This is a genomic window from Nonomuraea angiospora (assembly GCF_014873145.1).
GTDB classification, from domain to species: Bacteria; Actinomycetota; Actinomycetes; order Streptosporangiales; family Streptosporangiaceae; genus Nonomuraea; species Nonomuraea angiospora.
Map to the genome: position 1 here is coordinate 10,274,364 of NZ_JADBEK010000001.1, position 22,434 is coordinate 10,296,797.

General features: G+C 72.6%; 24 protein-coding genes. 13 read left to right on the forward strand and 11 right to left on the reverse strand.

Going from position 1 to position 22,434, the window contains the following annotated elements; genetic code table 11:
• Nucleotides 1–2 precede the first annotated feature (2 nt).
• A complete protein-coding gene (locus H4W80_RS47415; protein WP_225966533.1) occupies nt 3–365 on the reverse strand; it encodes a hypothetical protein in 363 nt (120 codons plus the stop codon).
• A gap of 412 nt (nt 366–777) precedes the next feature.
• Between H4W80_RS47415 and H4W80_RS47420 the strand changes: the two genes are divergently transcribed.
• From H4W80_RS47420 to H4W80_RS47430, 3 genes are all read left to right on the forward strand, one after another.
• On the forward strand, nt 778–1,305 hold the full coding sequence (locus tag H4W80_RS47420) for a hypothetical protein (RefSeq protein WP_192791057.1): 528 nt from the start codon (nt 778–780) through the stop codon (nt 1,303–1,305).
• An 82-nt stretch (nt 1,306–1,387) separates the two neighbouring features.
• A complete protein-coding gene (locus H4W80_RS47425) occupies nt 1,388–2,137 on the forward strand; it encodes an isocitrate lyase/PEP mutase family protein (RefSeq protein ID WP_192791058.1) in 750 nt (249 codons plus the stop codon).
• Between the two features lie 25 nt (nt 2,138–2,162).
• The gene (locus tag H4W80_RS47430) at nt 2,163–2,813 is read left to right on the forward strand and encodes a class III extradiol ring-cleavage dioxygenase family protein (RefSeq protein WP_192791059.1); all 651 of its coding nucleotides are present in this window, start codon (nt 2,163–2,165) and stop codon (nt 2,811–2,813) included.
• On the opposite strand, the gene H4W80_RS47435 is transcribed toward H4W80_RS47430, so the two are convergent.
• Nucleotides 2,789–3,703 carry a ribonuclease Z gene (locus H4W80_RS47435; protein WP_192791060.1) on the reverse strand — a complete coding sequence of 305 codons (915 nt, stop codon included), beginning with the start codon at nt 3,701–3,703 and terminating at the stop codon, nt 2,789–2,791. The two genes, H4W80_RS47430 and H4W80_RS47435, sit on opposite strands and share 25 nt — an antisense overlap.
• Here H4W80_RS47435 and H4W80_RS47440 point away from each other — a divergent pair.
• The 6 genes from H4W80_RS47440 (at nt 3,702) to H4W80_RS47465 (ending at nt 10,052) form a co-directional block, all read left to right on the forward strand.
• On the forward strand, nt 3,702–4,214 hold the full coding sequence (locus H4W80_RS47440; protein ID WP_192791061.1) for a methylated-DNA--[protein]-cysteine S-methyltransferase: 513 nt from the start codon (nt 3,702–3,704) through the stop codon (nt 4,212–4,214). The two genes, H4W80_RS47435 and H4W80_RS47440, sit on opposite strands and share 2 nt — an antisense overlap.
• Nucleotides 4,215–4,227: 13 nt before the next feature.
• Complete coding sequence (gene miaA / locus H4W80_RS47445) at nt 4,228–5,133, forward strand: tRNA (adenosine(37)-N6)-dimethylallyltransferase MiaA (RefSeq protein WP_192791062.1); 906 nt, start codon at nt 4,228–4,230, stop codon at nt 5,131–5,133.
• Nucleotides 5,134–5,142: 9 nt separating this feature from the next.
• Nucleotides 5,143–5,955, forward strand: a complete 813-nt coding sequence (dapF, locus tag H4W80_RS47450; RefSeq protein WP_192791063.1) for a diaminopimelate epimerase — start codon at nt 5,143–5,145, stop codon at nt 5,953–5,955.
• A gap of 49 nt (nt 5,956–6,004) precedes the next feature.
• The gene (locus H4W80_RS47455) at nt 6,005–6,760 is read left to right on the forward strand and encodes an SCO6745 family protein (protein WP_225964054.1); all 756 of its coding nucleotides are present in this window, start codon (nt 6,005–6,007) and stop codon (nt 6,758–6,760) included.
• A gap of 19 nt (nt 6,761–6,779) precedes the next feature.
• The gene (locus tag H4W80_RS47460; protein WP_192791064.1) at nt 6,780–9,056 is read left to right on the forward strand and encodes a tetratricopeptide repeat protein; all 2,277 of its coding nucleotides are present in this window, start codon (nt 6,780–6,782) and stop codon (nt 9,054–9,056) included.
• 147 nt (nt 9,057–9,203) lie between these two features.
• Nucleotides 9,204–10,052, forward strand: coding sequence for an SDR family NAD(P)-dependent oxidoreductase (locus H4W80_RS47465; protein ID WP_225964055.1), 849 nt, complete (start codon nt 9,204–9,206; stop codon nt 10,050–10,052).
• 9 nt (nt 10,053–10,061) lie between these two features.
• Here the strand turns inward: H4W80_RS47465 and H4W80_RS63095 are convergent, their stop codons facing one another.
• Complete coding sequence (locus tag H4W80_RS63095; protein WP_192791065.1) at nt 10,062–10,505, reverse strand: hypothetical protein; 444 nt, start codon at nt 10,503–10,505, stop codon at nt 10,062–10,064.
• Nucleotides 10,506–10,599: 94 nt separating this feature from the next.
• Between H4W80_RS63095 and H4W80_RS47475 the strand changes: the two genes are divergently transcribed.
• From H4W80_RS47475 to H4W80_RS47485, 3 genes are read left to right on the forward strand one after another with little or no spacing between them, the layout of a single operon-like run.
• On the forward strand, nt 10,600–11,280 hold the full coding sequence (locus tag H4W80_RS47475; RefSeq protein WP_185071881.1) for a response regulator transcription factor: 681 nt from the start codon (nt 10,600–10,602) through the stop codon (nt 11,278–11,280).
• 40 nt (nt 11,281–11,320) lie between these two features.
• Complete coding sequence (locus H4W80_RS47480) at nt 11,321–12,559, forward strand: sensor histidine kinase (RefSeq protein WP_192791066.1); 1,239 nt, start codon at nt 11,321–11,323, stop codon at nt 12,557–12,559.
• A 35-nt stretch (nt 12,560–12,594) separates the two neighbouring features.
• On the forward strand, nt 12,595–12,957 hold the full coding sequence (locus H4W80_RS47485; protein WP_192791067.1) for a PepSY domain-containing protein: 363 nt from the start codon (nt 12,595–12,597) through the stop codon (nt 12,955–12,957).
• Between the two features lie 52 nt (nt 12,958–13,009).
• Here H4W80_RS47485 and H4W80_RS47490 read toward each other — a convergent pair whose 3' ends face one another.
• Nucleotides 13,010–13,798 carry an endonuclease/exonuclease/phosphatase family protein gene (locus tag H4W80_RS47490; RefSeq protein ID WP_192791068.1) on the reverse strand — a complete coding sequence of 263 codons (789 nt, stop codon included), beginning with the start codon at nt 13,796–13,798 and terminating at the stop codon, nt 13,010–13,012.
• A gap of 42 nt (nt 13,799–13,840) precedes the next feature.
• Nucleotides 13,841–14,521 carry an HNH endonuclease family protein gene (locus H4W80_RS47495; RefSeq protein WP_318787388.1) on the reverse strand — a complete coding sequence of 227 codons (681 nt, stop codon included), beginning with the start codon at nt 14,519–14,521 and terminating at the stop codon, nt 13,841–13,843.
• Nucleotides 14,522–14,674: 153 nt separating this feature from the next.
• Here H4W80_RS47495 and H4W80_RS47500 point away from each other — a divergent pair, with 153 nt between their 5' ends.
• The gene (locus H4W80_RS47500; protein WP_192791069.1) at nt 14,675–15,661 is read left to right on the forward strand and encodes a helix-turn-helix transcriptional regulator; all 987 of its coding nucleotides are present in this window, start codon (nt 14,675–14,677) and stop codon (nt 15,659–15,661) included.
• 4 nt (nt 15,662–15,665) lie between these two features.
• On the opposite strand, the gene H4W80_RS47505 is transcribed toward H4W80_RS47500, so the two are convergent.
• Genes H4W80_RS47505 through H4W80_RS47530 form a run of 6 tightly spaced genes read right to left on the reverse strand, consistent with a single transcriptional unit; the run spans nt 15,666 to nt 22,421 of the window.
• Nucleotides 15,666–17,567 carry a hypothetical protein gene (locus H4W80_RS47505; RefSeq protein ID WP_192791070.1) on the reverse strand — a complete coding sequence of 634 codons (1,902 nt, stop codon included), beginning with the start codon at nt 17,565–17,567 and terminating at the stop codon, nt 15,666–15,668.
• Nucleotides 17,568–17,625: 58 nt separating this feature from the next.
• Nucleotides 17,626–17,838 (reverse strand): DUF2277 domain-containing protein, encoded by a 213-nt coding sequence (locus tag H4W80_RS47510; RefSeq protein WP_192791071.1) that lies wholly within the window; start codon nt 17,836–17,838, stop codon nt 17,626–17,628.
• A 19-nt stretch (nt 17,839–17,857) separates the two neighbouring features.
• Nucleotides 17,858–18,610, reverse strand: a complete 753-nt coding sequence (locus H4W80_RS47515) for an IclR family transcriptional regulator (protein WP_192791072.1) — start codon at nt 18,608–18,610, stop codon at nt 17,858–17,860.
• Complete coding sequence (locus H4W80_RS47520) at nt 18,607–19,809, reverse strand: (Fe-S)-binding protein (protein WP_192791073.1); 1,203 nt, start codon at nt 19,807–19,809, stop codon at nt 18,607–18,609. The genes H4W80_RS47515 and H4W80_RS47520 overlap by 4 nt, the downstream gene beginning before the upstream one ends.
• Entirely contained in the window at nt 19,810–20,985 is a 1,176-nt protein-coding gene (locus H4W80_RS47525; protein ID WP_192791074.1) for an FAD-binding oxidoreductase, read from the reverse strand. It lies immediately after the preceding gene.
• Nucleotides 20,985–22,421: an FAD-linked oxidase C-terminal domain-containing protein gene (locus H4W80_RS47530; protein WP_192794157.1), complete on the reverse strand. Its 1,437-nt coding sequence runs from the start codon at nt 22,419–22,421 to the stop codon at nt 20,985–20,987. The genes H4W80_RS47525 and H4W80_RS47530 overlap by 1 nt, the downstream gene beginning before the upstream one ends.
• Between the last annotated feature and the right edge of the window lie 13 nt (nt 22,422–22,434).

Genomic DNA, 22,434 nt, shown 5'->3' on the forward strand with positions numbered 1-22,434 from the left:
GGTCAGTGGGTGAGGCGGTTGAGGTAGGCGTAGCAGGGCTCGCGGCGGAAGTCGTGGAAGGTGGCGCAGGGATCGGCCCCTCCCGAGATCGCCGGGGGCGGGTCCGCGCGCCGGTCCGGCTCCGGGGCGGAGCGTGCCTGGGGCGGCGCCTGGGGAGTGGGTGAGCTCGCCGGCGGAGGTACGGCCACCTCGTTCCGGGGTGGCGCCGGACGCTTCGGGGCCGTTCTCGCGGGCGGCGGCGTGGCGACGGAGGCCGGGTGCCGGGTCGTGGGGGCGGGCCGGTGCGGGGTGGGCGCCGGAGGGAGCGGCGGATGGCCGTGGACCGAGGCCGGCGGGCCCGGGTCGAGGGACGGTACGGCCTCCACCGAGGCCAGGGGATCCGCCGGGACCGGCACTCCGGGTGAGGGAACGACCTGGGTCCACGAGAGATCTTGGAACGATCCATCCGATTGATCCGGGACCGGAGTCGCCGAAGGAGAATGCGATCTTGGGGTAAGCGGGCTTTTCTGATCGAATTCGGGCGGGCTTTGCGCGGGCGGTTCGGCGGAGTTGGTAAATGCCAGGAATATGCCCGCGATCGCGGTCGCGAGCACCCCGGCGACTCCGGTGACCGGCGCGAGGTGGGCGCGGCGACCTGGGTAAACGGATCCACGAGGGGACATGTCGTGATTCCTTTGTGATTGGTGTGCGAGCATTCATCCGTTGCGGCTAGTGTGGTCCATCACCCGCGGAAGCCGGTTAGCTTTCGCCGATACGACCGCAGGGAGCTGCACCACCATGCGAGATCCGATAGAGCCGGATCGTCACGAGATCCTGTCCGGGCCGGGGGACACCCGCCTGGCGGACAAATCCCCGAAGAGCACGAAGAAGACCATCGCCATCGCCGCTTCGGCGCTCGTCGCCGTGCTCGCGGCGGGCGGCGTCGGCTACCTGCTGGCCGCGAACCCCGCCGGCACCGTCCCGCCGGGCGGCGCCCGTCCCGCGGCCACCCAGAGCACCGCGGGGAACGAGGACCTCGGCGGCGACGACGCCACCATGGGCGACGTCACCACCGACGCCCCCGAGGGCGACCCGGCGGCCGGCGCCCCCGACGACGGCAGCATGGGCGACGCCGCCCCCGACCTGGGCACGGGCGACGAGCCCACGGGCAGCGACCGCGGCACCGGCCCCGCCACCACGGCCCCCGCCAAGCCGGCCCCCACCAAGTCGGCCCCCACCAAGCCGGCGCAGCCGGCGGACGGCGACAACCCCGCCGACGGTCCGGCGGGCGAGCTCAGCGGGCAGTGCGCCAAGAGCGGCTGCTGATCCCACCTCGGTCAAGTGGCTCGGCGTTTATTGGCGGCACTGGACCTACGGCGCGAGCCGCCTCCGTCCGTAGAGTCGCACCATGACGACTGACAGAGCCTCTGTTGACAGGGCCTCCGTCCTGCGCGCGCTGCACGTGCCGGGAGACCCCGTGATCCTGCCGAACGTCTGGGACGCCGCCTCCGCCCTGGCCGTGCGCGAGGCCGGGTTCCCCGCCGTGGCCACCAGCAGCGCCGCCGTCGCCCGGGTCCTGGGATACGAGGACGGCGAACGGACGCCGGTCGGCGAGATGATGGCGGCCGTCGCCCGCATCGCCAGGGTCGTGGACGCGCCGGTCACCGCCGACATCGAGCGCGGCTACGGGCTCAAGCCCGCCGAGCTGGTCGAACGCCTGCTCGCCACCGGAGCCGTGGGCTGCAACCTGGAGGACTCCGGCGCCGGCGGGCTGATCGATCCCGGCGAGCAGGCGGACTTCCTGGCCGAGGTCCGGGCCGCGGCGGGTCAGGCGCTCGTGATCAACGCGCGGGTCGACACCTACCTGTCCGGCCCGAGGACGCGCGAGGCGGCGCTGGAGCGCGCGCGGCGGTATCTGGCGGCGGGGGCCGACTGCGTCTACCCGATCGGGCTGGCCGACGAGGACGAGATCCGGGCCCTGGTGAGCGAGCTGGGCGCGCCGGTGAACGTCTACGTCCGGCCCGGCGCCCCGGAGCCGGCGCGGCTGGCCGAGCTCGGCGTGGCCCGGATCAGCTTCGGCAGCGGGCTGCACCAGGCCGTCCAGGTCTACGCCCAGGGCCTGATCGCGAAGGTCAGGGCAGGTCGCAGTCCCTTCTGAGCGGGCCGCCGCGTACGCTTGCCCCGTGCTTGTCGCCGCGGCCGTCTGCCCGCCCACCCCGCTGATCACGCTCCAGCTCGACGACCTCCGCTCGGCCTGTCACACGGCGATCGCCGCACTCCACGAGGCCCGTCCCGACGCGCTGATCGTGGTGGGCGGCGCGCAGACCGCGGCGGCGTATGGAGGCCAGGCGGCGGGCACCCTCCGCCCGTGGGGGATCGACGTCACGGCCGGGCACGCGGACCCGGCGCTCCCGCTGTCCCTGACCGTGGGGCGCTGGCTGCTGGGCGAGCAGGCCCCGGACGCCTTCCAGTCCGTCGCGCTCGACGCGCCGAGCGCGGAATGCCTCCTGCTGGGCGAAAAGCTAGGAAAAATCGCGCAAAAGGTGGCGTTGCTGGTCATGGCTGACGGCTCCGCCTGCCTCAGCCCGAGGGCCCCCGGCAAGTACGACGAGGCCGCGGGACCGTACAACCACCTGATCGCCAACGCCGTCGCCCAGGCCGACCCCGCCACCCTCGCCGCCCTCGACCCCGCGCTGGCCGACCGGCTGTGGGCCGGCGGGCGGGCCGCCCTCCAGGTGCTGGCCGGCGCGGCCGGCACGCGGAGGTACGACGGCCGCCTGCTCATGGAGACGGCCCCCTACGGCGTGGGCTACTTCGCCGGCCTGTGGACCTGACGCTTCGGCACCGGGATCTTCATCAGGTCGCGGGCGAGCACGACCTCCCCGTCGAAGTGCCGGCGCACCTCGGCCACGAAGGCCGGCTCGTCGGTGAACCCGTAGCGCTCGGAGAAGTGCGTCAGCACCAGCCTGCGCACCCCCGCGTCCGCCGCCACCAGCCCCGCCTCGAACGCCGTCAGATGCCCGTACTCCTTGGCCAGCGCGCTCTCCGGCGACAGGAACGTGCACTCGATCACCAGCAGGTCCGCGCCCCAGGCCAGCTCGAAGACGGTGTCGCAGAGCCGCGTGTCCATGACGAACGCCGCGCTCTGCCCCGGCCTGGGCACGCTGCACTGGTCGAGCGTGACCCCGCGCACGGAGCCGGTGCGCTGGAGCTCGCCGACCTCCGGGCCGCGGATGCCGTACGCGGCCAGCCGGTCGGGCAGCATCGTGCGGCCGTCCGGCTCCTGGACGCGGTAGCCGTACGACTCGACGGGGTGGGACAGGCGGCGCGCGGTCAGCGAGCCGACGGAGGCCAGGTCGCCGGAGAGCGGGTGCTCGGAGATCACCGAGGTGTCGGCGAAGGCGGCGGCGTGGCGGAGCCTGCGCCAGTATTCGGTGCCGGAGCCGGGGAAGACCGCGCGCACCGGGTGCCTGACCTTGTCACGCGCGATGCGTTGCACGACCCCGGGCACGCCCAGGCAGTGGTCGCCGTGGAAGTGCGTGACGCAGATCCAGTGCACGTCGTTGGCGCTTACCCCGGCGTGCAGCATCTGCCGCTGCGTGCCCTCGCCGGGGTCGAAAAGGAAGCCTTGTCCATCCCAGCGCAGAAGGTAACCGTTGTGGTTACGGTGTCGGGTAGGAACCGCGCTGGAAGTGCCCAGCACCACCAACTCACGTGAGGACATGATGACCACAGTCACGTTCGCCGAGGTGCCGACGCCGGTAGGGCCGTTCGTGCTGGCCGTCACCGAGGTCGGGATCGTCGCGTCGGGCTGGAGGTCCCGGCCGCGGCTGGACGAGCGGCTCGGCCTGGCTGAAGTCCATGATTCGGATCGTACGGCCTTCGCGGTCGCCGAGCTGAACGCTTATTTCGCCGGCGAGCTGAAGGCCTTCGAGACGCCGGTGGACTGGCGGCTGATGTCCGGCTCGCGGCTGCGGGTGCTCCAGACGCTGCACAGGGTCCCGTACGGCACCGCCGTCACCTACGGCGAACTGGCCACGCGCAGCGGCTCCGGCGTGCCCGCGCGCGGCATCGGCTCGATCATGGGCTCCAACCCCATCCCCATCATCGTGCCCTGCCACCGCGTGATCGCGGGCAACGGCCTGGGCGGGTTCAGCGGGGGCGAGGGCGTGGAGACCAAGCGCTGGCTGCTCACCCACGAGGGGTACCTGCAGCCGACACTCCTCGACCTCTAGCAGACTTGTCCCTGTGCGCCAGCAGCCAGTGATCGCCGTCGTGGGCCCCACGGCGGCCGGGAAGTCCGACCTCGCCGTGGACATCGCGCTCCGCCTCGGGGGCGAGTGCGTCAACGCCGACTCCATGCAGCTCTACCGCGGCATGGACATCGGCACGGCCAAGCTCACCCCCGCCGAGCAGCGCGGCGTCCCCCACCACCTGCTGGACGTCTGGGACGTCACGGTCACGGCCAGCGTGGCCGAATACCAGAAGCTGGCCAGGCAGGTCATCGACTCCGTCGAGGTGCCCGTGCTGGTCGGCGGCAGCGGCCTGTACGTGCGGGCGGCCATCGACGAGCTGGAGTTCCCCGGCACCGACCCGGAGATCCGGGCCAGGCTGGAGGGCGAGCTGGCCGAGCGCGGCCCCGCCCCGCTCTACGAGCGCCTGCGCGAGCTCGACCCGGTGGCCGCGGCGGCGATCCTGCCGAGCAACGGCCGCCGCATCGTCCGCGCGCTGGAGGTGATCGAGCACTCCGGGCGCCCGTTCTCGGCCACCATGCCCGGCTACGACGCCGTCTACCCGAGCGTGCAGATCGGCCTCGACGTGCCCAGGCCGGAGCTGGACGAGCGGATCGCGCTCAGGGTCGAGCGCATGTGGCGGGCGGGTCTGGTCGAGGAGGTGCGGGGGCTGCTCGGGCAGGGCCTGGCCGAGGGCCGCACGGCGAGCCGCGCCCTCGGATACGCCCAGGTCATCCGCTTCCTGGAGGGGGAGTGGAGCGAGGAGCAGGCGATCGAGGAGACCGTCAGGACCACCAGGCGCTTCGCCCGCCGCCAGGAGTCGTGGTTCCGCCGCGATCCCAGGGTGCGCTGGGTGCCGTACGACGCCCCGGATCTGCTTGAGCGGTCCCTCGCGCTGATCTCCGCAAACCCGTTCGCATAAGCTTGTAAAATGCGGTTTCTTAAGGGGCACGGCACCGAGAACGACTTCGTCATCCTTCCCGACCCTGGCGGAGAGGCGGGCGTGACCGCCTCGCTCGTCGCCAAGATCTGCGACAGGAGAGCCGGCATAGGGGCTGACGGCGTGCTGGTGGTGACGCGCACCAAGGAGAGCCCTGAGGTGGCCGAGCACGCCGCCGTGGCCGAGTGGTTCATGGACTATCGCAACGCCGACGGCAGCGTGGCCGAGATGTGCGGCAACGGCGTGCGGGTGTTCGCCCGTTACCTGCTCGACGAGGGGCTGGAGAAGCCCGGCGAGTTCATGCTGGCCACCAGGGGCGGCGTGCGCAGGGTCCGCGTCGAGCCCAACGGCGACATCACCGTCGACATGGGCAAGCCCGTCGTCCGCGGCGAGAGCGTGGCGACCGTCGGCGGCCAGGAATACACGGGGATCCACGTCGACATGGGCAACCCCCACCTGGCCTGCGCCATCGGCGACCCCGTCGTCCAGCTCGACCTCCACTACCAGCCGGGCTTCGACCCCGGTGTCTTCCCCGCCGGGGTCAACATCGAGCTGTTCAACCCCGTCGGCACCCGCCGCGCGGTCATGCGCGTCCACGAGCGCGGCTGCGGGGAGACCCGCTCCTGCGGCACCGGCACGGTGGCCACGGCCGTCGCCGCCGCGGCCCTGACGGGCGAGACCACCGGCACCTGGACGATCGAGGTGCCGGGCGGCACGCTGACCGTCGTCCTGGAGGAGGAGACGAGCTACCTTTCCGGCCCCGCGGTCATCGTGGCCAGGGGCGAGCTGATGCTTGCAGAATAATGTTCTCTTGAGGGATGCTGGGTCCACTTCCCGAACTGAGAGGTGGACCATGGCTGACCCACGCACCACCGCGACACAGGTCAAGGCGGCGATCGGCCAGTACGGCGGCGGGTTCATGATCTCCAGAGAGGCCAAGGCCGTCTGTGAGGAATACGGCCTCGGCGCCCGCGAGCTCTACTTCCGGGGCCGCTGCGGCGTGCTCGGCGAATGCGACGCCGACGTCGTCAATTCGGTCGTCGTCTTCTTCCCGCCCGACCACGTCGAGCAGAGCTGGAACGGCGGCCGCAAGCTCCCCGTCGAACAGGCCGTCGAGCTGTACGCCGAGATCTGCAGGGCCTGGGGCCGGCGCAAGCTGGGCGGCTACGACGGCTGCGCGAGGCTCGCGGAGCTGCTCCAGCCGGTCGTCGAAGCCGCCCCGTGCGCGGGCGTCCCGCTGTTCGCGGGCTGGCGGGCCGTGCCGCTGCCCGACGACCCGCCGGCGCGGGCCGTGCAGCTCATGCACGTCGTACGCGAGCTGCGCGGCGGACTGCACGCCAACGCCGTGATCGCGGCCGGCCTGCACCCGCTGGAGGCCACGCTCGCGAGCGGCCACGACGCGACCCCGTTCGGGGCCACCACGGGAGAGATGATCGCCAAGTTCTTCCAGTGGCCGGAGCCGTACGCCACGCCGGGTCCGGAGGTCGTGGCGCGCCGCGCCGCGGTGGAGGAGACGACGGACGACCTGATGGCATCGGTGTTTTCGGTCCTTGACAGCAGCGAAACGGACGAGCTGATCGGCCTTCTGCGTTTTGGGGACGCTCGTTGACCTGGCAGACTGGCTGCCCATGGACGTGGACATCTGGGCCTGGGTCGGCGAAACCCAGCAGCAGCTTTCCGAGGCGGGCAACGTTGGCCTCGCCATGGCGCTGGGAGACCTCCCCGCACAGGCCTACGAGGGCCGATATCCGCAGCTCGACGTCATGGCCCCGGCCATCGCGCAGCAGGCCGAGGCCCTTGAGCTGCCCTGGCTCGAGTTCTACGCCCGCTACTGGCACCTGATCGGCCGCATCGGCGACCGGGCGCAGGGCGCGGTCGCCGTCGACGACGCGCAGCAGCTGCTGGCGTTCGCCCAGCGCGAAGACGTCCGCGAGTGCCCGGCCGCCCCGGCGGCGGTCGAGGCCCTCGCCGTCGCCTGGGCCAACACCGACGGCCCCGGCTACGCGAGCGAGCGCCTGGAGGCGCTCGGGGCGCACCTCGAGGGCATGAGCCCGGAGAAGTCCGCCTTCACGGGCCTGGTCACCCAGTACGTCGCCGCGCTCATCGACGCCGGCAAGCCTGGCGAGGCCGTGACCTACGCCGAGTCCGCCGTCGAGCGGCTGCGGGTCGCGGGCCGCGAGGCGAGCTGGGAGCTCGGCGCCGAGAGCGCCCGCGCGCTGCTCGCCGCGGGCCGCGCCGACGACGCCCTCACCGCGCTGCAGGCCGCGGCCGAGTTCCAGGCCGACGACCCGGTGGCCAAGGAGCACCGCGACGGCGTGCGCCGGGCCCTGATCCTCGCCACGCTCGGCCGCACCGCCGAGGCCGTGGACGCGCTGCCCGACCTCGACGTGGTCGGCGAGCACCCGCGCGTGTTCGTGGAGTGGTCGCAGGCGGTCAGCAAGCTGGCCGGCTCGTCCCAGATCACCAACACCTGGCAGCTCGGCCGCGTGCTGCGCCAGTGGATCGACTACTTCGGCATGATGGGCGGCTACCGCGCCCGCGTCGAGCTCGCGCTGGTCGCCGGCGACCTGGCCATCGCCAGGCAGGGCGTGTGGCAGGCCAGGCTGCTGGCCGACCTGACCGAGTCCGCCGCCGCCGAGCTGCGCGAGAGCGAGGGCGTCGCCGACCGCGTCGCCGCCCTGCGGGCCGCCGCCGACGCCACCTCCGAGCCCGAGGCCCCGGGCCCGCTCGACGAGCGCGTCGGCCTCTTCGACGCCGCCGACGGCTTCAACGCCGACCCGGAGCGGTGGGTCGGCTGGCTGGCGCCGCTGTCCGGGGAGGACCTGGAGGCCACCCGCCGCCACACCACCACGCTCGGCTTCCTCGGCTACCCGGCCACCGGCGCCGACATCTACTGGAAGATGCTGGTCGACACCGGCGACATCGCCACCGCCGACTCCGACGACGTGGCCTACCTGACCACGCTGCTCGTCGAGGCCCGCCAGGACGAGCGGCTCGAGCAGATGGCCGCGATGCTGCCGCACGCCGCCCAGCACCTCACGCTGGCCCGGCTGCACAGCGCGCGCGAGCGCTGGGAGGAGACGGTCGAGGCCGCCGAGCACGCCGTCGCGGCCGGCGCCGGGCTCGACGCCCGCCGCCTGCTGTCCGGCGCCGCCCAGCAGCTCGACGCCAACTCCAGGGCCGCGGAGGTGCTGCTGGAGGTGATCGACGAGCTCGCCGACGAGGACGTCTGGCGCATGATCGTCATGGCCACCTCGGCGGAGGACTGGGACACCGTACGCAAGGGCGCGGCCAAGATCGGCATGCCGATCAAGTCCAAGGAGGGCCCGATCGAGGAGGAGATGGGCCTCATCAGGCTCATCCTCCCCGCGCCCGACGGCGGCCAGCGCCAGGTGCTGTCCATCCGCACCGGCCCCGCCACGGCCCGCCTCGCCCTGCCGCAGCCGCGCGGCATGGACTACAACGCCGGCGACCTGGTCGTCTTCGACCCGCAGCTGCTGGAGCCGGTGCCCGACGACCCGCAGGAGCAGCAGAACTTCGTGCCGCCGTTCGCCGCGGTGCGCATCCTGCGGCCCGGCGGCTACACCAGCTACTTCTTCGACGGCGCGGCGCCGAGCGAGGAGGACTGGGCGGAGTTCACCGAGGTCATGGCCGAGCGCGGCTGGCCCATGTGGGTCTACAGCGACGAGAACTACACCATCACCCACCCGAGCACGGGCGAGTCGCTGCCCGGGGTCTTCGGCTGGGTCGCGGTCCCGCCGAACGTGTCGCCCTCCGAGGTCGACGCGCTGCTCGACGACGCCACGGAGCGGTGGGTGCACCCGCTGGCCTGGCTCGACCTGGCCCGCGAGATCGACGTCGAGGTCGAGCGGCACGAGCGGATCGTCAAGGAATACGGCCTCTGACGGCACCGTCCCGGGGGAAGGGCGTCGCCCACGTGCGGCGCCCGCCCCCCGGGTCGTGCTCACCGCCCCCTGAACAAGGGCCAACCGATGCGGGCCACGGCACGTTGCGCTCGTGACCCGTGCGCGGCATTCTGGAGCGCCGGGTCGATGGGCGCGGCAGGGATGGGCGCCGCTGCGCGGTGCTCGGTCCTGCGCGGTCGCGTCGCCGTGTGGGTGAGCGGGAAGGCGGGATGTGACGTGCTGGAGCGGTTCGCGCTCGACGGCAAGGTGGCCATCGTCACCGGCGCGTCCTCGGGGCTGGGCGTCGCGTTCGCCCGTGGTCTCGCGGAGGCCGGCGCCGACGTCGTGATCGGGGCCCGGCGCGCCGACCGCCTGGAGGAGACGCGCAGGCTGGTCGAGGAGACCGGCCGGCGGTGCCTGGCCGTGCAGACCGACGTGGCCCGTCCGGAGGACTGCGACGCGCTGGTGGCCGCCGCCGTCGACGCCATGGGCGCCGTGGACGTCCTGATCAACAACGCCGGCATCGGCACCGCCGTGCCCGCGCTGCGGGAGACGCCCGAGGAGTTCCGGCAGGTCATCGACGTCAACCTGCTCGGCACGTACTGGATGGCTCAGGCGTGCGCGCGGGTGATGCGGCCCGGCTCCTCGATCGTGAACATCGGCAGCATCCTCGGCGAGACCACGGCCGGGCTGCCCCAGGCCGCCTACAGCGCCTCGAAGGCGGCGATCATCGGCCTCACCAGGGACCTCGCGCAGCAGTGGACCGGCCGGCGCGGCATCCGGGTCAACTGCCTGGAGCCGGGGTTCTTCCACTCGGAGATGACCGAGCAGTTCAAGCCCGGCTACGTGGAGGCGGTCGTCGAGTCCAGGGTGGTGATGAGGCGGCCGGGCGATCCGGCGGAGCTGGTGGCCGCGGCGGTCTTCCTGGCGAGCGACGCGGCCTCGTACATCACCGGGGTGACGCTTCCGGTGGACGGCGGAGTCCTGCTCACCTGACGCGGGCGGCTACGAGCCGAAGCTGGTCACCGGGCGGCCGCCCGAGCACTCGATCTCGAGCTCGACATCCACGCCCTCCTCCGGCTCGAACTCCACCTTGGCCCTGCGCGCGGGCCCCGGCTCGACGTGGTCCACCGAGTAGTTCTGGGCCGGGCTCCACGAGCGCAGCGTGACCAGATCGCCCTCGCACGAGGCGATCACGGTGCCGCCCGGGGTGCGGAGCAGCTTGTCCTGGACCGCCTGCGTCGGCGTCCCCGGCGTCGGGGTGGCATCGTCGGACGGGGTGCCGGTGGCGCGGTGGGTGGCGGTGTTGAGGGCGGCGCGGACCTCGGCGGGGCTGAGCACGTGTCCGGAGTCGCCGGTGAGGCCGGTGCCGAGCAGGGCGAGCACCGCCACGGCCGCGCCGGTCGCGGCGACGGCGGTGGCGGCCCAGGCCAGCACGAGTCTCTTCATGGTCGACAACCATCCCCCATGTACGGCTAACACCAGGTTAAGGCGGCGCTAAGGCTGCTCAAGGCATCGTCATCGACCGTCTACGTTCTTGTATATGGCTGACATCCTGCTCATCGAGGACGACGTGGCGATCCGCACGGCGCTCAGCCGCGGCCTGCGCGAGCTCGGTCACGCCGTCTCCTCGTCCCCGACGGCGCTGGACGGGCTGCGGCTGGCCGTGCAGGACCGTCCCGACCTGATCGTGCTCGACCTGGGCCTGCCGGATCTGGACGGGGTGGAGCTGCTGCGGATGTTGCGGGCGGTCAGCCGGGTGCCGGTCATCGTGGCGACCGCGCGCGACGGGGACGCCGAGATGGTGCCGGTGCTGGACGCGGGGGCCGACGACTACGTGGTCAAGCCGTACAGCGCGGCCCAGCTCGACGCGCGGGTGCGGGCCGTCCTGCGGCGGGCCGGGGGGTCGGCGCCGGAGCCGGCGCTGGCGGTGGGGGCGTTGCGGGTGGACCCGCGGGCGCGCACGGCCACGCTCGACGGGGCGGCGCTGGATCTGACGCCGCGCGAGTTCGACGTGCTGCACTATCTGGCCGCGCGGCCCGGCGAGGTGGTGACCAAGCGGGAGCTGCTGACGGAGGTGTGGCAGCTGCCGTACGGGGGTGCCGACAAGACCGTGGACGTGCACCTGTCGTGGCTGCGCAGGAAGCTGGGCGAGACGGCCGCGGAGCCCCGATACCTGCACACGGTGCGCGGGGTCGGCGTCAAGCTGGTCGAGCCGTCATGACGCGCCTGACGACGGCTGCCGGGATCCGGAGGGGGCGGGCGTGAGGCGGTGGCTGGCGTTGCTGGTGGCGGCCACGACGTCCCTCGTGCTGATCGCGCTGCTGGTGCCGATGGCGCTGCTCATCCGGGCCGTGGCCGAGAACGGCGCGATGGGCAGGGCGACCGCCGCCGCCGAGTCCGTTGCGGTCGCGGTGGGCACGCCCGACCTGGAGCTGGCGATGGCGCAGGTGTCGCGTCCGGTGACGGTGTTCCTGCCGGACGGGCGTACGGCGGGGGCGGCGGCGGCCCGTACCGACGCGGTGCGCCTGGCCGCGACCGGGCGCAGCGTCACTGCCGTGGCCTCCGGTGGCAGGGAGGTGCTGGTCTCCGCGCAGTCGTCCGGGGGGACGGCGGTGATCAGGGTGTTCGTGCCGGACGCGGAGCTGACGAAGGGCGTGCGCGAGGCGTGGCTGGGGCTGCTCGTGCTGGGGATCGTCCTGGTGGTGCTGGGGATCGTGCTGGCGGACCGGCTGGCGCTGGCCGTCACGCGGCCGGTGGACGGGCTGGCCCGGGTCTCGCACCGGCTGGCCGGCGGCGACCTGACGGCCCGGGCGGAGCCGGGCGGGCCGCCGGAGGTGCGTTCGGTGGCGCTGGCGCTCAACCATCTGGCGGGGCGGATCGATGAGCTGCTGGTGGCGGAGCGGGAGTCGGTGGCCGACCTGTCGCACCGGCTGCGTACCCCTTTGACCGGCCTCAGGCTGGACGCCGAGTCGCTGCGGGACCCGGAGGAGGCGGCACGGGTGCAGGCCCGCGTGGACGCGCTGGAGCGGGCGGTGAGCGCCGTCATCACCGAGGCGCGGCGCCGCTCGGCCGGGCGCGCGTCGTGCGACGCGGCGGCGGTGGTGGGGGAGCGGGTGCGGTTCTGGTCGGTGCTGGCGGAGGACCAGTGCCGCGAGCTGTCGATCTCGCTGCCCGACGGGCCGCTGCCCGTCGCGGTGAGCGCCCAGGAGCTCGCGGCCTGCGTGGATGCCCTGCTCGGCAACGTCTTCGCGCACACGCCGGAAGGGGCCTCCATGGCGGTACGGCTCACGCCGCACCCGTCGGGGGCCGTGCTGGCGGTCGAGGACTCGGGGCCCGGCTTCGACCCGGAGCTGCTGGAACGGGGCAACAGCGGGGGCGGTTCGACCGGCCTCGGGCTCGACATCGCCCGCCGTACCGCCGAGTCCTCGGGCGGCCACCTGGCCGTCTCCACGCCCGAAGGGGGCGGCGCACGGGTGGAGGTGGTCTTTACCACCGCTTAGCGCGCGATTATCGGAGATCGCGATTTCGTGGGGTCATGCAGATCACGAAGAAGTTCATCGTCGTCGGTGCCGGGATCGTCACGCTGGTCGCGGGCGGGGGCGTCGCCTTCGCCGCCACCACGTCCCCGGCCGCCACGCCCAACGTCACGGCCGCCGCGCCCAAGGTCACGGCCGAGCAGGCCATGCAGATCGCGCACAAGGAGGTGGCCGGGGCCTGGGTCAGCGAGGTCGACTACCAGCGCAGGGGCACGCGGCCCGACGTGTGGGAGGTCGAGCTGACCAAGGGCACGCAGCGCCACGAACTGGACGTGGACGCGGCCACCGGCAAGGTCACCAAGCACGAGACGGACAAGAACGACGACCACGGCCGTGACGACCACGGCCACGACGACGACTGACCGCATCCCTACGGTCACCGGCCCACCGCGCGCGGCGGTGGGCCTTCGGCCGTCAGCGGGTCATCTTCATGACGATCGGACGGTGGTCGGACAGGGTGCTCGACAGGACGGAGCCGCTCGTGGTGGTGACGCCCTTGGTGTAGATGTAGTCGATGCGGGCGTCCCCGTGGGTCGGCTGGTTGGCATACCTGGCGCCGGTGTCCACCCAGCCCGCGCTCACGAACTTCTTCGACAGCGCGTCCGTGGGCGGCGCGTTGAAGTCGCCGGTGAGGATCAGCGGGGACCGGTTGGCGAGGTAATTGCGCACCTTGTCCGCCTGGGCCTCGCGGCGGGCCACCGAGGTGGCCGACAGGCCGGGGGACAGGTGGGTGGTGAACACCGTGATCGTCGAGCCGCCGCCGAGGTCGAGCTTGGCCCCGGCCATGGAGCGGTTGACCGGGCAGGTCTCGAAGTCGCTGATCGGGATCGTCACGCGTTCGAGGATCTTGAACGCGGACAGGATCGCGTTGCCCGCCTTGCCCGGCTGCGGATCGTCACAGGGGCCGGGGTTGTCGCCCGCGCCGAAGTGGGCGTTGGCCGTGATGTCCCAGCCGAGCTCGTCCGCTAACTGCTTGACCTGGTCGGCTTCCGGCTTGCGATGGATCTCCTGCACGGTCACGATGTTGGCGCCGCTGCCGCGGATCACCCCGGCGATGGCCTTCATGTCGGCGGTGTCGCCCGCGACGTTCCAGTTGAGGACCACCAGGTTCGTCGTGGCGTGCGCCGGGGCGGGCAGGGCGGTGGAGGCGAGCACCGTGACCGCGGCGGCAATCATCACTTTGATCCGTTTTGTCGCATGCATGCCGTTGGATCTTACGGACCGCGTGACAGTTCGTATAGATCTTCAGCAGCTCGACAGGATGCTCTCCATGGCGTCCTTCTCCGCCGACGTCACCCAGACGCCGTACTTCGTCTTCACGTCGATCTGGCGGGCGATGTAGGTGCACCGGTACGCCTTGCGCGGCGGCAGCCAGGTGGCGGCGTCGGAGTCGCTCTTCTGGCCGTTGAGCGGGCCGTCGACGGCCATGAGGTTCAGCGGGTCGTTGGCGAACTCCTTGCGCTTGTCCGCCGCCCACTGCTGCGCGCCCTTCTGCCAGGCGTCCGACAGCGGGATCACATGGTCGATCTGGACGGCGGTGCTGGTGTCCTGACCGCGCTTGAAGTTGATCGTCTTGCCGCTGTACGGGTCGTGCAGCGTGCCGCTCAGCACGATGCAGTCGTGGGTCCCGGCCTTGAACTTCTCGTCCACCAGGTCCCGCTTGAGAATGTCGTTACGGGTGTCGCAGCCGTTGTGGTCGACGTCCGCCCACGCCGGGCCGAACTTGTCCCGGTCGAACCCGGTCTTCGGCGCGCGGCCCTTGACGGTTAACTTGTCGAGCTTCTTGCGGGCGTCCGACACGGACACCGAGTCGGACTTGCCCCCCTTATCGGTGCCGGCCGAGGACTGCCCCTGCAGCCCGCCGCAGCCCGCCAGCACCGCCACCGTGGCCGTACCGGCCATGAACGCCCGAACCCGCCGCCCCACGCCCACTCCCCAGACTTCGCCGAACCTTCGTAAAGTCTAGGTCAAGTGCCCATAAAAGGCCTTATCACGCGTCCAAGCTGCTCACTTCAACGTTTGCCGTGGCAAGGCTGCCTTAACCTGAACGTAGATCACTGCATGCCGGAAAGAGGGGACATGGCGCAGCGGCGCTTGCTGGAGGGACTCGGCGTCACCGTCGCCGAGGAGACCGCCTACCGCGCGCTGCTCAGGCACGGACCTGCGACGCTGAGCCAGCTCGCCGCCGAGACCGGCTCCTCCGCCGCGGCCATCCGCCGCATGCTGCCCAGGCTGGAGGACCTCGGCCTCATCTCCCGGGTGGCCGGCCGGCCGCTGCGGCTGATCGCCACCCCGCCGAACGTCGCCATCGACATCCTCGTCGCGCGCCGCCAGGAGGAGATCGCGCACAGCAGGGCCGCCGCCGCGCTGCTGGCCACCGAGGTCGCCGACCGCAACGGGCCGAACCCGGAGGAGGTGCTGGAGGTGGTGAGCGGGCGCGACGCCGTGGCCCGCCGCTATCTCCAGCTGGAGCGCAACGCCACGCGGGAGATGCTCGTGCTGGTGCATCCGCCGTACGCGGTGGACGTCAGCGACGACCTGGAGAACCGCAGGCGGGCGGCCCGCCAGGGGGCGCCCACCCGCGGCATTTACGGTCCGCAGGCGTTCGAGCACCCCGGCATGCTGGCCCACACGCGGCGGGCCGTCGCCGACGGCGAGCAGGCCAGGCTCGGGCAGGTGCCGGTCAAGCTGGCCATCGCCGACGCCCGCACCGCCATCCTGCCCCTGGTCTCCGACGAGGACCAGGCCGTGGAGAGCGCGCTCGTGGTGCACCCGTCCGCGCTGCTGGACGCCCTGGTGGGGCTGTTCGAGACGCTGTGGCGGGCCGCCGTGCCGCTCCGCCTGACCGCCGCGGAGGGCCTGGAGCCCGAGGTGTGGCCGCGCACGCCCGACACCGAGGTGCTGGCGCTGCTGGCGGCCGGGATGAAGGACGACGCCATCGCCAGGCAGCTGGGGCTCAGCCCGCGTACGGTGCAGCGCCGGGTGCAGATGCTGTGCGAGCGCCTGGACGCCAGGACCCGCTTCCACGCGGGGTTCCTCGCCGCCCAGCACCGCCTGCTCGAATGAGCTGCTAAGCCTCGGCGCTCAGGGCCGTCTTCGTCAGCTCCGCCTGGCGCTGGATCTGACCCAGGACGATGGGGTTCACCCCCTTGGCCTGGAACGTGGCGACCATCTGGTCCATCACCGCGTTCGCCCGGTCGAGGTCCCCCTGCCGCGCCTCGGCCCTGGCCAGGCGGCGCATCACCAGGTTCAGGGTGATGTTGTCGATGCTCGCGTCGCGGGCGACCCGGCTGAGGTGCTCGATGCCCTGCTCGGGATCCGGCGGCCGGACACGCAGCCGCTTGCCCGCCGTCACCGCCTTGAACCCGCGCTCGGCGTTCAGCCCCTTGACCAGGCGGGCGTAGACGGCCAGCGGGTGGGCGCCGTACCGGTCGATGACCTCGTCCAGGGCCTCGTTCCCCGAGCGCAGCGCGGGCGAGTCGGAGCCGAGCAGCGAGAACAGCTGCCCCTGCTCCTCGCCCAGCATCAGCTCGGCCACCTGGTGGTCGTCGCGGCCGACCGGGAAGCGCACCCTGACCAGGCACGCGGGGGAGACGATGCGGGAGCCGTCCGCGGCGATGTACTGGGCGCGCACGTGATACTCGCCGGGCTGCTGGAAGTAGTGCCCGTCGCGGCCGTGCCCGATGTACGCGCTGCGGTACATGGCCGGGTTGCCCTCGTCGAGCCGGATCTCCGGCGAGGTGTCCACGCAGTGCCGCATCATCGGCCGGTACAGCACGGTCCTGCCGCCCGGCTGCGTGATCGACACCTGGGTGAACTCGGTGTCGGGGTGCAGGTGGCCGTGCGTGACGCGGGGCTCGCCGGCGCAGGACAGCTTGAACTCGACCACGACGGGCTCGCCCAGCTCGAACGACTCCTTGGCGCGCAGCTCCAGCCGCAGCCCGGAGCGGTCCTCGACGGGCTGCTCGAACGGCGCGATCTCGGCGGCGCCGGTGCCGAACGCGTTCGCGCCCATGGCCACGTCACGGTAGAAGCCGTGGCGCAGGTGGACCAGCTCCGGGTCCGTGAAGTGGAACGGGAACGCCGCCCAGTAACCCGGCTCGCCGCCTGGGCGATAGTTCTGCACGTAGTTCATCCACGACAGGTCGCCGAAGCCCCCGTCGGGGCCCAGCGGCTGGGGCGGGGTGCCGAGGTTCTTCTGCCAGGAGTGCAGCAGGTTGAAGGCGTGCCCGAGCTCGTGCACGTACGTACGCAGCTGCGCCCGCTGCGCCTGCGGCGTGGTCCCCTTGATCACGTCGTAGAACACCGCGGACCCCTGCCGCTGGTGCGCGTCGTTGTAGTCGAACATGATCCCCCGGTAGCCGCCCACGTGCTTGCTGGCCACCAGCAGCCACACGCGCCAGGCCGGCGCGTCGCCGAACGCGCTGAACTGCTGCGTCATCGCGTGATGCAGCTCGGCGTCGTCCCACGCCAGGTCCGCGCCCGACCCGTCCACCGGGATCACCCCCGGCTCGGCGAGGGTCAGCTCGATGCCCGCCTCCGCGTACGCCGCCCGCACGCTCAGCTCCCTGGCCGGCGAGCCGTCCGGCCCCGGCAGCGTGCCGGTCCGGTACGACACGAACGGCACGGTCCCGACCACGGAGTCCTGCTCCAGCAGCACGCTGCGGAAGTAAGGAGAGGCGAAGGCCACCTGGTACGTGCGCCCCGCGACCTCCGCCGTGCCCGAGCCGCCGTCGATCGTGACGCTCACGTCCTTCACCGGAGTGTCGAACGTGAAGACCCCGCGCCCCTGGATCCGGGCCCCCTCGACGGTGGGGGAGTCGACCACGAACGAGCCTGCGTAGGAGGTCGTCGCGCCCGCCACGGTGAACAGATCACCGCTCACCCGCCCGGTCGGCCTGGCCCCGTCGACGTCGACCCGGAGCGCCAGCTGCGAGTCGCCGTCCTGTCCCTGGTACAGCCCGCTGATCATGGGCGCTCCCTCGCTCGGGGCCTACACGAGGGAACACTTCACCGGCCGAGGGTGCCTGTCAACGCGATCCGCGAACTTGGAGAGCCCCGAGCAGCTCCTCCGACGCCCTGGTGATCGTCTCCACCGCCCGGTCGAACGCCTCGGCGTTGTGCGCGGCGGGCGCGCGGAAGCCGGAGATCTTCCTGACGTACTGCAACGCCGCCGCCCGCACGTCCTCCTCGGTCACGCTCTCGGTGAACGGGGGGCGCAGGGTCTTGATGCTTCTACACATGCCTTTACCGTAACTTCGTTCAGCGCCCGTCAGTCGCCGGACCGAGCTCGTTGCCGAAGTCGAGGGCGATCTTGCGCATGCCCTCGGCCAGGTCCTCGCGGTCGATCGCGTCGATCCGCTCGGCGGGCCCGGAGACCGACATCGCGGCCACCACCCGGTCGCCGTCCCACACGGGCACGGCCAGGCAGTGCACGCCGAGCTCCTCCTCGCCCAGGTCCATGGCGTGGCCCTGCGCTTTGACGAGCTCGAGTTCGGCCAGCATGGCCGTCAGGTCGGTGATCGTGTTGGGGGTGCGGCGGGGCATGCCGGTGCGCTCGAAGACGGCCACCGCCTCGGCCGCGGGCCGCCCGGCCAGCAGCACCTTGCCCACGGCCGTGCTGTGCGGCAGCACCCGCCGGCCCACCTCGGCGAACATCCGCAGCCTGCGCGGCGAGGGCACCTGCGCCACGTAGACGACGAAGTCGCCTTCGAGCACGGCCAGGTTGGCGGTCTCGCCGGACAGCTCGACCATCTTGGTCAGGTACGGCTGCGCCCACCCGCCCACCATGCTCCCGGCGATGCCGCCCAGCCGCACGAGGCCGCCGCCCAGGGCGTACCTCTTGTCGGATTCCTGGCGCACGTAGCCGCGGACGAGCAGGGTGCGCAGCAGCCGGTGGATGGTCCCGTACGGCAGGCCGGTCCTGGCGGCGATCTCCGACAGGCCCGCCTCGCCCCCGTGCTCGGCCAGCGCCTCCAGCACGTCCAGCGCCCGATCCACCGACTGGACGCTCATAGGGAAACCCCGCGCAGCGAGGCGTCGAGCACTTCGGCCGTGTGGGCCACCCTGATGTCCGAGCCGGCGCGCCGCATGGCCGCCGCGATCTGCATCGTGCAGCCGGGGTTGGCCGAGACCAGCAGCTCGGCGCCGGTCGTGGCGACCGAGGCGGCCTTCCTGTCGCCGAGGTCGCGGGCGGCCTGCGGCTGGAAGATGTTGTACGTGCCCGCCGACCCGCAGCAGATGGCCGACTCGGGGATCTCGCGGACCACCAGGTCGGGGATGCCGCTCAGCAGCTCGCGCGGCTGGGCGCGCACGCCCTGGGCGTGGGCCAGGTGGCAGGCGTCGTGGTAGGCGACGGTGAGCGGCAGCGAGTGCCGCTTGGCCACGGGCCCCAGCTCGGCGAGGTATTCCGACAGATCGACCACCCTGAACCCCGGTTCGCGCCCGAGCAGCTCGCCGTACTCCTTCATCGACGAGCCGCAGCCGGCCGCGTTCACCACGACGGTGTCGACCCCGGCCTTCTCGAACGTCCTGACCGTGCGGCGCGCCAGCCGCCTGGCCTGGTCGTCGCGCCCGGAGTGCACGCTGAGCGCTCCGCAGCAGCCCTGGCCGCGCGGGATGACCACGTCGCAGCCCTCCAGGGAGAGCACCCGCGCGGTGGCCGCGTTCACCTGGGGGAAGAACTCGCCCTGCACGCATCCGGTGAGCATGCCCACCACGGCCCGCCGCTCGCCCCTGGCCCTGACCACGCGCGGCATCCGCTGCCGGCGCTCGACGCGCGGCGCGAGCGCGGCCATGGCCCCGAGGCTCGGATGGACCCTGGCGAGGAACGGCGCCAGCCGCTCGGCCAGCCACATCCCCGGCCGCAGCAGCCGCAGCCGGCGCGGATAAGGGAACAGGCCGAACACGATCCCGCGCACGGCCCGCTCCTGCGGATCCCGCACGTGCTCGCGCTCCACCTCGGCCCTGGTCTGCTCGATCAGCCGGTCGTAGCGGACGCCGGACGGGCAGGCCGTGACGCACGCCATGCACCCCAGGCAGGCGTCGAAGTGCCCGGCCATCTCGGGCGTGACCGGGGTGCCCTCGACGTGCTGCTTCATCAGGTGGATGCGGCCGCGCGGGGAGTCCATCTCCTCGCCCCACAGCACGTACGTCGGGCACGTGGGAAGACAGAACCCGCAGTGCACACAGTCGTTGATCAGTTCGGGGTCCACTCAGATCCCTCCCAGGAACCGGCCGGGAGACATCCTGCGCCCGGGATCGAACCGTTCCTTGACCCGCCGCATCAACGGCAGCCCGCTCACCTGCCCCCACCTGTCGACGCCCTCGTACGGCGTGGCCAGCACGTTCAGCCGCCCGCCCAGCGCCTCGATCCGCCCGCGCAGCCGGGTGACGGCCGCCGCCAGCTCCTCCTCCGCGACCTCGCCCCAGAGCTCCAGGTACGCCCGCCCCGCCGCGGCCGACCCGCGGAAGGCGAACCCGGCCTCCCCGGCGGCGGCCAGAGCGTCGGCCGCGCGCGCGGGCGGGAACCGGGTCTCCAGCAGCACGTCGTCCCTGAGGATCAGCCCCCACCACTCCGGCGCCTCGGCCGTGATCGTGCCCTCGCCCAGCACCTCGCGCAGCCCCAGCGCGCGCTGCTCGGCCGCCGCGCCCTCCACCAGCACCGCGACCGTCGCCTCCTTGCCGTCGGGGCAGTCGATCTCCACGGCGGACGGCTCGGCCTGGGAGGCGGCCAGGCGGAGCAGCACGTCCCCGGCCGGTGCGGTGGTCGCCACGAGCCAGCGCCGCTCCGCGGGCAGCGGGTGCAGCCGGAACGTGGCCTCCGCGATCACGCCGAGCGTGCCCTGGGAGCCGGTGAAGAGCTTGCCGAGGTCGTAGCCGGCGACGTTCTTGACCACCCGGCCGCCGGACCTGGCGACGGTCCCGTCGGGCAGCACGACCGTGATGCCGATGAGCAGGTCGCGGGGGGTGCCGTACCGGAAGGCGCGCGGGCCCGCGGTCGCGGTGGCGAGCGTGCCGCCGACCGTGGTGTGCTCCTTGAACGGCGGGTCGAGCGCCAGCTCCTGCCCCTGCTCGGCGAGCGCGGCGGCCAGCGCGTCCATGGTCAGCCCGGCCTGCGCGCGCACCACGAGGTCGCCGGCGGCGTGTTCGATGAGGGAGTTCATGCAGCACAGGTCGATGAGCACGTCGCAGCGCTCGGGCGGGGCGCCCCAGTGCAGCTTCGTGCCGCCGCCCGCGGGCACCGCCGCCAGGTCCTGCTCGGCGCAGGCCCGCAGCACGGCCGAGATCTCCTCGACCGTCTCGGGCAGGGCGACCCAGCGGGGCCGCACGCCGTTGACGGCGTCGTCGGCGTCCGCCTGCCTGATGGTCACCCCCGTGTCGGCCAGCATCAGAACTGCTCCGCCTTTCCCGACTCCACCAGCGGGTGCACGCCCTTGCGCACTCCCGGCACCTCGCCGCACAGGCGCGGGGTGGGGAAGACCTTGCCCGGGTTCGACAGGCCACGGGGGTCGAACGCGCACCGGACGAGTTGCATGGTGTCCAGGTCGTCCGCGCTGAACATCTTCGGCATATAGCGGGATTTATCCACCCCGACTCCGTGCTCGCCCGTGATCGAGCCGCCGTGCTCGATGCACAGGTCCAGGATCGCCCCGGACACCACCTCGGCCCGCTCGCCGGCCCCCGGCTCCGCGTCGTCGAACAGCACGAGCGGGTGCAGGTTGCCGTCTCCCGCGTGGAAGACGTTGGCCACCCTGATGCCGTGCTCGTGCGAGAGCCGGTCGATGGCCGCCAGCACACCGGGCAGGGACGTGCGCGGCACCACGCCGTCCTGCACGATGTAGGCCGGGCTGATGCGCCCGACGGCGGCGAACGCCGACTTGCGGCCCTTCCAGATCGCCGCCCGCTCGGCCGCGCCGGCGGCCACCCGCAGCTCGAAGGCGCCCGAGCAGATCTCCGTGAGCCGGGCGAACTGCTCGTCCACCTCCGCCCGCGGGCCGTCCAGCTCCACGATCAGCACGGCGCCCGCGCCCTCGGGGTAGCGGCAGGCCACCGCCGCCTCGGCCGCCTCGATGGCCAGCGCGTCCATCATCTCGATCGCGGCGGGCACGATGCCCGCGCCGATGATCGCCGAGACGGCCTGGCCTCCCTGCTCGATGCTCTCGAACGCGGCCAGCACCGTGGTCACGGCCTCCGGCGCGCGGCTGAGGCGTACCGTGATCTTGGTGGCGATGCCCAGCGTGCCCTCGGAGCCGATGAACGCGCCCAGCAGGTCGTAGCCGGGGTCCATGCGGTCGAGCGTGACCAGGTCGCCGTCGGGGGTGACGATCTCGCAGGCCTCGACGTGGTTGACCGTGAAGCCGTACTTGAGGCAGTGGGCGCCGCCGGAGTTCTCGGCGACGTTGCCGCCGATGGAGCAGACCTGCTGGCTGGAGGGATCGGGCGCGTAGTAGTAGCCCCGGTCGCGCACGGCCTCGGTGATGGCCAGGTTGGTCACGCCGGGCTCGACGACCGCCCGGCGGTTGTCCAGGTCGATCTCCAGGATCCTGCGCATCTTGGAGGTGACGATGAGCACGCCGTCCTCGCGGGGGAGCGCGCCCCCCGACAGGCCGGTGCCCGAGCCCCTGGCCACGAAGGGCACGCCGAAGTCGTTGCACACGCGGACCACGCGGGCGACCTGCTCGGCCGTGTCGGGCAGCACGACCACGCCGGGGGTCGCCCGGTGGTAGGTGAGGCCGTCGCACTCGTACGTGCGCAGGCGCACCGGATCGGTGATCACCGAGTCATGGGGCAGCAGCGAGCGCAGGGCCGCTGTCAGCGTTTCCAGCACCCGATCCCCC

Excerpts from the sequence above, each read along its gene's own strand:
- H4W80_RS47485 (WP_192791067.1), top strand. The coding sequence starts at position 12,595 with ATGCAGATCACGAAGAAGTTCATCGTCGTCGGTGCCGGGATCGTCACG.
- H4W80_RS47505 (WP_192791070.1), bottom strand. The coding sequence starts at position 17,567 with ATGATCAGCGGGCTGTACCAGGGACAGGACGGCGACTCGCAGCTGGCG.
- H4W80_RS47500 (WP_192791069.1), top strand. The coding sequence starts at position 14,675 with ATGGCGCAGCGGCGCTTGCTGGAGGGACTCGGCGTCACCGTCGCCGAG.
- dapF (WP_192791063.1), top strand. The coding sequence starts at position 5,143 with ATGCGGTTTCTTAAGGGGCACGGCACCGAGAACGACTTCGTCATCCTT.
- H4W80_RS47475 (WP_185071881.1), top strand. The coding sequence starts at position 10,600 with ATGGCTGACATCCTGCTCATCGAGGACGACGTGGCGATCCGCACGGCG.
- H4W80_RS47440 (WP_192791061.1), top strand. The coding sequence starts at position 3,702 with ATGATGACCACAGTCACGTTCGCCGAGGTGCCGACGCCGGTAGGGCCG.
- H4W80_RS47525 (WP_192791074.1), bottom strand. The coding sequence starts at position 20,985 with ATGCTGGCCGACACGGGGGTGACCATCAGGCAGGCGGACGCCGACGAC.
- H4W80_RS47435 (WP_192791060.1), bottom strand. The coding sequence starts at position 3,703 with ATGTCCTCACGTGAGTTGGTGGTGCTGGGCACTTCCAGCGCGGTTCCT.
- H4W80_RS47420 (WP_192791057.1), top strand. The coding sequence starts at position 778 with ATGCGAGATCCGATAGAGCCGGATCGTCACGAGATCCTGTCCGGGCCG.
- H4W80_RS47490 (WP_192791068.1), bottom strand. The coding sequence starts at position 13,798 with ATGCATGCGACAAAACGGATCAAAGTGATGATTGCCGCCGCGGTCACG.
- H4W80_RS47460 (WP_192791064.1), top strand. The coding sequence starts at position 6,780 with ATGGACGTGGACATCTGGGCCTGGGTCGGCGAAACCCAGCAGCAGCTT.
- H4W80_RS47455 (WP_225964054.1), top strand. The coding sequence starts at position 6,005 with ATGGCTGACCCACGCACCACCGCGACACAGGTCAAGGCGGCGATCGGC.
- H4W80_RS63095 (WP_192791065.1), bottom strand. The coding sequence starts at position 10,505 with ATGAAGAGACTCGTGCTGGCCTGGGCCGCCACCGCCGTCGCCGCGACC.
- H4W80_RS47510 (WP_192791071.1), bottom strand. The coding sequence starts at position 17,838 with ATGTGTAGAAGCATCAAGACCCTGCGCCCCCCGTTCACCGAGAGCGTG.
- H4W80_RS47515 (WP_192791072.1), bottom strand. The coding sequence starts at position 18,610 with ATGAGCGTCCAGTCGGTGGATCGGGCGCTGGACGTGCTGGAGGCGCTG.
- H4W80_RS47425 (WP_192791058.1), top strand. The coding sequence starts at position 1,388 with ATGACGACTGACAGAGCCTCTGTTGACAGGGCCTCCGTCCTGCGCGCG.
- H4W80_RS47465 (WP_225964055.1), top strand. The coding sequence starts at position 9,204 with ATGGGCGCGGCAGGGATGGGCGCCGCTGCGCGGTGCTCGGTCCTGCGC.